At 55.8% G+C, this 8,022-nt stretch carries 6 protein-coding genes; 4 read left to right on the plus strand and 2 right to left on the minus strand.

The window, feature by feature from the left end; translation table 11 throughout:
* Window positions 1-397: 397 nt before the first annotated feature.
* The 3 genes from glnA (at window position 398) to glnG (ending at window position 4,545) form a co-directional block, all read left to right on the plus strand.
* On the plus strand, window positions 398-1,807 hold the full coding sequence (glnA, locus tag RTM13_RS20045) for a glutamate--ammonia ligase (RefSeq protein ID WP_312214505.1): 1,410 nt from the start codon (window positions 398-400) through the stop codon (window positions 1,805-1,807).
* 267 nt (window positions 1,808-2,074) lie between these two features.
* Window positions 2,075-3,124: a nitrogen regulation protein NR(II) gene (gene glnL / locus RTM13_RS20050; RefSeq protein WP_312214507.1), complete on the plus strand. Its 1,050-nt coding sequence runs from the start codon at window positions 2,075-2,077 to the stop codon at window positions 3,122-3,124.
* An 11-nt stretch (window positions 3,125-3,135) separates the two neighbouring features.
* Window positions 3,136-4,545, plus strand: a complete 1,410-nt coding sequence (glnG, locus tag RTM13_RS20055; protein ID WP_312214508.1) for a nitrogen regulation protein NR(I) — start codon at window positions 3,136-3,138, stop codon at window positions 4,543-4,545.
* A 53-nt stretch (window positions 4,546-4,598) separates the two neighbouring features.
* Here the strand turns inward: glnG and hemN are convergent, their stop codons facing one another.
* Window positions 4,599-5,972 (minus strand): oxygen-independent coproporphyrinogen III oxidase, encoded by a 1,374-nt coding sequence (gene hemN, locus RTM13_RS20060; RefSeq protein WP_312214510.1) that lies wholly within the window; start codon window positions 5,970-5,972, stop codon window positions 4,599-4,601.
* A 200-nt stretch (window positions 5,973-6,172) separates the two neighbouring features.
* Window positions 6,173-6,688 carry a Der GTPase-activating protein YihI gene (gene yihI, locus RTM13_RS20065; RefSeq protein ID WP_312214514.1) on the minus strand — a complete coding sequence of 172 codons (516 nt, stop codon included), beginning with the start codon at window positions 6,686-6,688 and terminating at the stop codon, window positions 6,173-6,175.
* A gap of 586 nt (window positions 6,689-7,274) precedes the next feature.
* Between yihI and yihA the strand changes: the two genes are divergently transcribed.
* The gene (gene yihA, locus RTM13_RS20070) at window positions 7,275-7,907 is read left to right on the plus strand and encodes a ribosome biogenesis GTP-binding protein YihA/YsxC (RefSeq protein WP_312214512.1); all 633 of its coding nucleotides are present in this window, start codon (window positions 7,275-7,277) and stop codon (window positions 7,905-7,907) included.
* Window positions 7,908-8,022 lie beyond the last annotated feature (115 nt).

The following is an 8,022-nucleotide window of genomic DNA, read 5'->3' on the forward strand; positions in this document are numbered from 1 at the left end:
CGATGTTACGCAAATTTTCGATCACAACTTTGCCTCAGGCATTAGAAATAGCGCGTTATTGTACACGTATTAATCGCAGTACAGAACAGGATCACAAAGAACCTTTACAAACAATACAGAAAGTAAGGCTTTGTGATCGGTTTCACGGAGCGGTAGAGAGCCGCCTTAATGTAAATTGCACCAATATAGTGCACCTGGATCGCGCAGATGCACTATATTGATGCAAGATATCCATTATGGTGCAGCCCTTTTGCACTATGACGTGCATGATAGCGCCTTTTGGGGGTGTTTTAAAAGTTGGCACAGATTTCGCTTTATCTTATGCAAGGCGATTGTGCCACTTATAAAGTGTAGAACCTCGTTACCACGACGACCAAAAATTCCGGGAGAGTTAAGTATGTCCGCTGAACACGTTTTGACGATGCTGAACGAACATGAAGTGAAGTTTATCGATCTGCGCTTCACTGATACCAAAGGTAAAGAGCAGCATGTCACTATCCCAGCTCATCAGGTTAACGCTGACTTCTTTGAAGAAGGCAAAATGTTTGATGGTTCTTCGATTGGTGGCTGGAAAGGCATCAACGAATCCGACATGGTTCTGATGCCGGACGCCTCTACCGCTGTTATTGACCCGTTCTTCGAAGAGTCTACCCTGATTATCCGTTGCGATATCCTTGAGCCAGGCACGCTGCAGGGCTACGATCGCGACCCGCGCTCCATCGCTAAACGCGCTGAAGAGTACCTGCGCTCCACCGGCATCGCAGACACCGTTCTGTTTGGGCCAGAGCCAGAGTTTTTCCTGTTCGACGACGTTCGCTTTGGTGCCAACATCTCTGGTTCCCACGTGGCTATCGACGATATCGAAGGCGCATGGAACACCTCCACCAAATACGAAGGTGGTAACAAAGGTCACCGTCCTGCAGTGAAAGGCGGTTACTTCCCGGTTCCGCCGGTTGACTCCTCTCAGGACATCCGCTCTACCATGTGTCTGGTAATGGAAGAGATGGGGCTGGTGGTTGAAGCGCACCACCACGAAGTGGCAACCGCAGGTCAGAACGAAGTGGCTACCCGCTTCAACACCATGACCAAAAAAGCGGACGAAATTCAGATCTACAAATATGTCGTACACAACGTAGCGCACCGCTTCGGCAAAACCGCAACCTTTATGCCGAAACCGATGTTTGGCGATAACGGCTCCGGTATGCACTGCCACATGTCCCTGTCCAAGAACGGCACCAACCTGTTCTCTGGCGACAAATATGCTGGCCTGTCTGAAGAAGCCCTGTACTACATTGGTGGCGTAATCAAACACGCGAAAGCAATCAACGCCCTGGCGAACCCGACCACTAACTCCTACAAGCGTCTGGTCCCGGGTTACGAAGCACCGGTTATGCTGGCCTACTCTGCCCGTAACCGCTCTGCCTCTATCCGTATTCCGGTAGTGACCTCGCCGAAAGCGCGTCGTATCGAAGTGCGCTTCCCGGACCCGGCTGCTAACCCGTACCTGTGCTTCGCAGCACTGCTGATGGCTGGCCTTGACGGTATCAAGAACAAGATCCACCCGGGCGAAGCCATGGACAAAAACCTGTACGACCTGCCGCCGGAAGAGGCGAAAGAAGTTCCGCAGGTTGCTGGCTCCCTGGAAGAGGCCCTGCAGGCGCTTGATGCAGACCGCGAGTTCCTGACCGCAGGCGGCGTGTTCACTAACGACGCGATCGATGCCTATATCGCTCTGCGTGTTGAAGAGAACGACCGTGTTCGCATGACGCCGCACCCGGTTGAGTTCGAACTGTACTACAGCGTTTAATTGTTGTAAGACTCAGCGGATTTTTTGTTGCAGCAAGGCGGCAACTGAGCGAATCCCCAGGAGCATAGATAACTATGTGACTGGGGTGAACGAAGGCAGCCAACACAGCTGCGGCAAAAAAGAGGCAGAGTATTTTAGTTGCCGTGGAAACTTTAGCCCATCCCTGATGGGCTTTTTTCTCCGCCAACAACCTGATATTACGCGCTTTTTAACCATAAAAAGCTATAATGCACTAAAACAGTGCAACTCATTTCAGGAGACTGCTTAATGGCAACTGGCACGCTGCCCGATGCTGGGCAGATCCTCAACTCTCTAATCAACAGCATCCTGCTGGTTGATGACGAGCTGGCGATTCACTATGCGAACCCCGCCGCTCAACAGCTGCTGGCACAAAGTTCACGCAAGCTGTTTGGTACCCCCCTGCCGGAGTTGCTGAGCTACTTCTCCCTCAATATCGCCCTGATGCAGGAGAGCCTGGAGGCCGGACAAGGGTTTACCGATAACGAAGTGACGCTAGTGATCGATGCCCGCTCGCACATTCTCTCCGTGACGGCACAGAGGCTGCCGGAGGGGCTGATCCTGCTGGAGATGGCACCGATGGATAACCAGCGACGCCTGAGTCAGGAGCAGCTGCAGCAGGCCCAGCAGGTCGCCGCACGCGATCTGGTGCGGGGCCTCGCCCATGAGATTAAAAACCCGCTAGGCGGTCTGCGCGGCGCAGCGCAGCTGCTGAGCAAAGCGCTGCCCGATCCGGCGCTAACCGAGTACACCAAAGTCATTATCGAGCAGGCGGACCGGCTGCGTAACCTGGTTGATCGCCTGCTGGGACCGCAGCATCCGGGCATGCACGTGACCGAGAGCATTCACAAAGTCGCCGAGCGCGTGGTGAAGCTGGTCTCGATGGAGCTACCGGAGAATGTCACCCTGGTGCGTGACTATGATCCCAGCCTGCCGGAGCTACCGCACGATCCTGACCAGGTTGAGCAGGTGCTGCTGAATATCGTGCGTAACGCCCTGCAGGCGCTGGGCTCAGAGGGCGGCACCATTACGCTGCGCACCCGCACAGCCTTCCAGCTGACGCTACACGGCACGCGCTATCGACTGGCGGCGCGTATTGACGTTGAGGATAACGGGCCGGGCATCCCGTCGCACCTGCAGGATACGCTCTTTTATCCGATGGTGAGCGGACGCGAAGGCGGAACCGGACTTGGGCTGTCGATCGCCCGCAGCCTGATCGATCAACACTCCGGCAAAATTGAATTTACCAGTTGGCCGGGTCATACCGAGTTTTCGGTTTACCTGCCAATTAAAAAATGAAGGTGACGATGATGCAACGAGGGATAGCATGGATTGTTGATGATGATAGCTCCATCCGCTGGGTGCTTGAACGCGCCCTTACCGGGGCTGGCTTGAGTTGTACAACGTTTGAAAGTGGTAATGAGGTGCTCGACGCGCTGACTACGAAAACCCCGGATGTGCTGCTGTCGGACATCCGCATGCCGGGTATGGACGGGCTGGCGCTGCTGAAGCAGATCAAACAGCGCCACCCCATGCTCCCGGTCATCATTATGACCGCCCACTCCGATCTCGATGCGGCGGTCAGCGCCTACCAGCAGGGGGCCTTTGACTACCTGCCAAAACCGTTCGACATCGACGAAGCGGTGGCGCTGGTTGAGCGAGCCATCAGCCACTATCAGGAGCAGCAGCAGCCGCGCAACGTGCAGGTTTTCGGCCCGACCGCGGATATCATCGGCGAAGCGCCCGCCATGCAGGATGTGTTTCGCATCATTGGCCGTCTCTCCCGCTCCTCGATTAGCGTGCTGATCAACGGCGAGTCAGGAACCGGTAAAGAGCTGGTGGCCCATGCCCTGCATCGCCATAGTCCGCGCGTCAAAGCGCCCTTTATCGCGCTCAACATGGCCGCCATCCCGAAAGATCTCATTGAGTCCGAGCTGTTTGGCCATGAGAAAGGGGCATTTACCGGCGCGAATACCGTTCGGCAGGGGCGTTTTGAACAGGCCGACGGCGGCACGCTGTTCCTGGACGAGATTGGCGATATGCCGCTGGACGTGCAGACGCGCCTGCTGCGCGTGCTGGCGGATGGGCAGTTTTACCGCGTCGGTGGCTATGCCCCGGTGAAGGTGGACGTGCGAATCATTGCCGCCACCCACCAGAACCTTGAGCTGCGGGTGCAGGAGGGGAAATTCCGTGAGGACCTCTTCCACCGCCTGAACGTGATCCGCGTGCATCTCCCGCCGTTGCGCGAGCGCCGGGAAGATATCCCTCGCCTGGCGCGCCACTTTTTGCAGGTAGCCGCCCGTGAACTGGGCGTCGAAGCCAAGCAGCTGCATCCGGAGACCGAGGCGGCGCTAACCCGCGTTGCCTGGCCGGGCAACGTCCGCCAGCTGGAGAACACCTGCCGCTGGCTGACGGTGATGGCTGCGGGTCAGGAAGTGCTGATCCAGGATCTCCCCAGCGAGCTGTTTGAGACGACGATGCCCGACAGCCCAACCCAGACGCTGCCGGATAACTGGGCCACGCTGCTGGCGCAGTGGGCGGACCGCGCTCTGCGTTCCGGTCATCAAAACCTGCTCTCTGAGGCGCAGCCGGAGATGGAGCGCACTCTGCTCACTACCGCCCTGCGTCATACCCAGGGACATAAGCAGGAAGCGGCAAGGCTGCTCGGCTGGGGACGCAATACCCTGACGCGCAAGCTGAAAGAGTTAGGGATGGAGTAGCGAATAAAACGCCCGGTGGCGCGATGCTTACCGGGCCTACCGATCCCGAGCTGTTAAATCACGCGCGAGAACTGCTGCAGTCGCGCCTTTTGACGCAGATAGGCATCAAAGCACATGCAGATATTGCGGATCAGCAGTCGGCCTTTCGCCGTCACCTGAATGCCATGTGCATCCACCGCCACCAGCCCGTCTTTTGCTAACGGCGCGAGCAGGTTTAAGTCTTCTGCAAAGTAGTCGGCAAAATCGAGATCCCACTCTTTTTCCACCGCGCTAAATGCCAGCCGGAAGTTACAGATCAGCGATTTGATGACGTCCCGACGGATGCAGTCATCCCTGGTGAGGGCAATGCCCCGCCACAGTGCGTTACCGGTGTCATCCACCTGCTGATAGTAGTGCTTTAGCTCTTTCTGGTTCTGCGCGTAGCAGTCGCCAATCATGCTGATGGCCGAGACGCCCATCCCCAGCAGATCGCTATCGCCCTGGGTGGTATAGCCCTGGAAGTTGCGGTGCAGGACGCCTTCGCGCTGAGCCACGGCCAGTTCGTCATCCGGGCGTGCAAAGTGATCCATCCCGATAAACTGATAGCCCTCCTCGGTAAGCGAGGTGATCGTCTGCTGCAAAATATCCAGCTTCTGCTGCGCCGAAGGCAGATCGGCATCTTTAATCTTCCGCTGCGCGGCAAAGAGCGTCGGCAGGTGCGCGTAGTTGAATACGCTCAGCCGGTCCGGGTTCAGCTCCCCAACGCGTTTCAGGGTGAAAGCGAAGCTCTCCGGCGTCTGCTTCGGCAAGCCGTAGATCAGATCGATATTGGTGGAGGTGAAGCCAATCTCCCGCGCATGACGTAATAGCGCAAAAATAAACTCTTCATCCTGCTCGCGGTTGACCAGCCGCTGCACCTCTTTGTTGAAGTCCTGTACGCCCATGCTCAGGCGATTAAAGCCCTCGGCGCGCAGGTGGTCGAGTACGTTCAGCTCGATCTCACGCGGATCAACCTCGATAGAGATCTCAGCATCGGCATTAAAATTGAAATGGTGGCGCAGCAGCCCCATCAGGCGGCTAATTTGCGCTTTGTTGAGATAGGTTGGCGTCCCGCCGCCCCAGTGCAGCTGGCTGACCTGACGGCCGGCAAACAGCGGCGCGCGGTGGATAATCTCCTGCTCAAGCGCATCGAGATACTGGTCTGCCTTATGCTGCTGGCGGGTGACGATCTTATTGCAGCCGCAGAAGTAGCATAGCCGGTGACAAAATGGGATATGCACGTAGAGCGACAGCGCACGCTCAGGGTAGCGAGCAACGGCCTGCTGAAAATCCGCTTCGCCAAAGGTCTCGGCGAACTCAAGGGCAGTCGGGTAAGAGGTATAACGCGGCCCAGAATAGTTATATTTCTGGATCAGGGCCAGATCCCAGTCGATTAACTGCGAAGACATGCTCACTCCTTCGGATAGCGTCGCTGGCGACGACGACGGCCAGGCCTGACCCCCTGACGGAGTGCAAGCCGGTTGCGCAGCCACTTCTGTCGCTGCGACAACCGTCGTAGTTTAACGAATAACCACGCCAGATAACACATAACCGGAAGGGTTATAAGCAGGACGGGCAAGCCCATGCTGTAAAGCCGCTTTTCCGGGGATCAGTTGCCGCCTTTGAGCAGGCGCATCATATCCTCTTTCTCCTCTTCCTCTTCCTCGTCTTCATCGTCGTCATAGGAGAGGCCGAGCTGCTGCATCAGCGCGTCAATGCGGTCCAGTTTTGCGTCTACCCACGCCTGATCGTCGGCGCTCAGCGTGTCGCCATTCTCCAGACGTTCCAGCAGCGCGTCCAGGCGCTCATCAGTTTCCAGCAAATCCAGTTCAGCCTGCGGTGAAAGCATAGGTTTCTCGCTCTTGGGTTTGTGCTGACGGGTGACCGGAGTAGCGGTTACGCCCAACGGTACGGGGGTTTTACTGCCGATACGGGGATCTTTCTGCTGCTTCTGACCACGGGAGCCGGATGCGCCATCGCTGCCGGTCGCACGGCTACCTGCCGCATTACCGCGATGTTTTTTCTCACGCTTACGATCGCGTGCTTCCTGGTTAATTTCTTCGCGTGTTTTACGGCGCGATTTTGCGGGGCCTTTGCCACGCGGAGCCGATGCGGGTTTATTCATCATAGTTGGTCTTTAAGCCGTTTTATTCAGTATAGAATTGCGGCGGAATCTAGCAGAAAGCAAGCAAAGAAAAAAGGCGACAGAGTAAACTGTCGCCTTTTTTCTTGACCACCCACCCTCAGCGGGTTAACTATTCCGTGTTTGCTTACAACCGACCCTGTTTATCCCTTAGCATGAACGTTCCCTGTTGCGGTCCATTTCCCTGTGTATCACGTCTCCTGACGTTTGCCATCCTGGCTATCCAGCGTCTTCGCCTCCTGGCGCTCCTGACCCCTTTTCCTTAAGTCACGTTCCCCGGCGCTCCTCGCCTTTACGCAATACTTTACCTTGTTCAAAAAAAGTGACAAGACGCAAAAAGGCATAAAAGGCTAAATTCAGAAAATTCTAATCAATCAAGTATATGATTTAAAACAAATTCACCCTTTTCAAAACCTGCAATTACTCTGAAATATCGCAGGCGTAGAGTAGCCAATATCTTACATGATCTATAGCCAGGGGAAGTGGCAAAAGTGCTTGGCGAGAAAAGCCGCCTTTTTCCTGCGTTCAGGTATAATCCCCCAAAGCTTTACTTATGGAGACGACCGCTTTGACTAACTTGAATTATCAACAGACGCACTTTGTTACCAGCGCGCCTGATATTCGCCACTTACCTGCCGATACCGGAATAGAAGTGGCCTTTGCCGGCCGTTCCAACGCGGGTAAATCGAGCGCCCTGAATACCCTGACGCATCAAAAGAGCCTGGCGCGTACTTCCAAGACACCGGGCCGTACCCAGCTTATCAACCTGTTTGAGGTCACTGAAGGCAAGCGTCTTGTCGACCTGCCCGGCTACGGCTACGCCGAAGTCCCGGAAGAGATGAAGATCAAATGGCAGCGCGCCTTGGGTGAGTATCTCGAGAAGCGCCAGTGCCTGCAGGGCGTGGTGATCCTGATGGACATTCGCCACCCGCTCAAGGATCTCGATCAGCAGATGATCCAGTGGGCCGTTGAGAGCAATATTCAGGTGCTGGTGTTACTGACCAAAGCCGATAAGCTGGCGAGCGGCGCGCGGAAGGCGCAGCTGAATATGGTGCGTGAAGCGGTACTGGCCTTTAACGGTGACGTACAGGTTGAAGCGTTCTCATCGCTGAAGAAGCTGGGCGTGGACAAACTGCGGGCGAAGCTGGATAGCTGGTTTAGCGATTTGACGCCGGTAACGGAAGCAGACGCCGAAGCGTAACCCAATAAAAAACGCCCCAGTCATTACTGACTGGGGCGGCTAAAATATTCAGCCAAATCCGATTACGTGAAGTAAAAGGTCTGAAAGATAGAACATCTTACCTCTGTACCCTACG

It is taken from the genome of Pseudescherichia sp., from assembly GCF_031979925.1.
Lineage (GTDB): Bacteria > Pseudomonadota > Gammaproteobacteria > Enterobacterales > Enterobacteriaceae > Pseudescherichia.

Coding starts and splice junctions, on each gene's coding strand:
- glnA (WP_312214505.1), top strand. CDS start 398: ATGTCCGCTGAACACGTTTTGACGATGCTGAACGAACATGAAGTGAAG.
- glnL (WP_312214507.1), top strand. CDS start 2,075: ATGGCAACTGGCACGCTGCCCGATGCTGGGCAGATCCTCAACTCTCTA.
- glnG (WP_312214508.1), top strand. CDS start 3,136: ATGCAACGAGGGATAGCATGGATTGTTGATGATGATAGCTCCATCCGC.
- hemN (WP_312214510.1), bottom strand. CDS start 5,972: ATGTCTTCGCAGTTAATCGACTGGGATCTGGCCCTGATCCAGAAATAT.
- yihI (WP_312214514.1), bottom strand. CDS start 6,688: ATGAATAAACCCGCATCGGCTCCGCGTGGCAAAGGCCCCGCAAAATCG.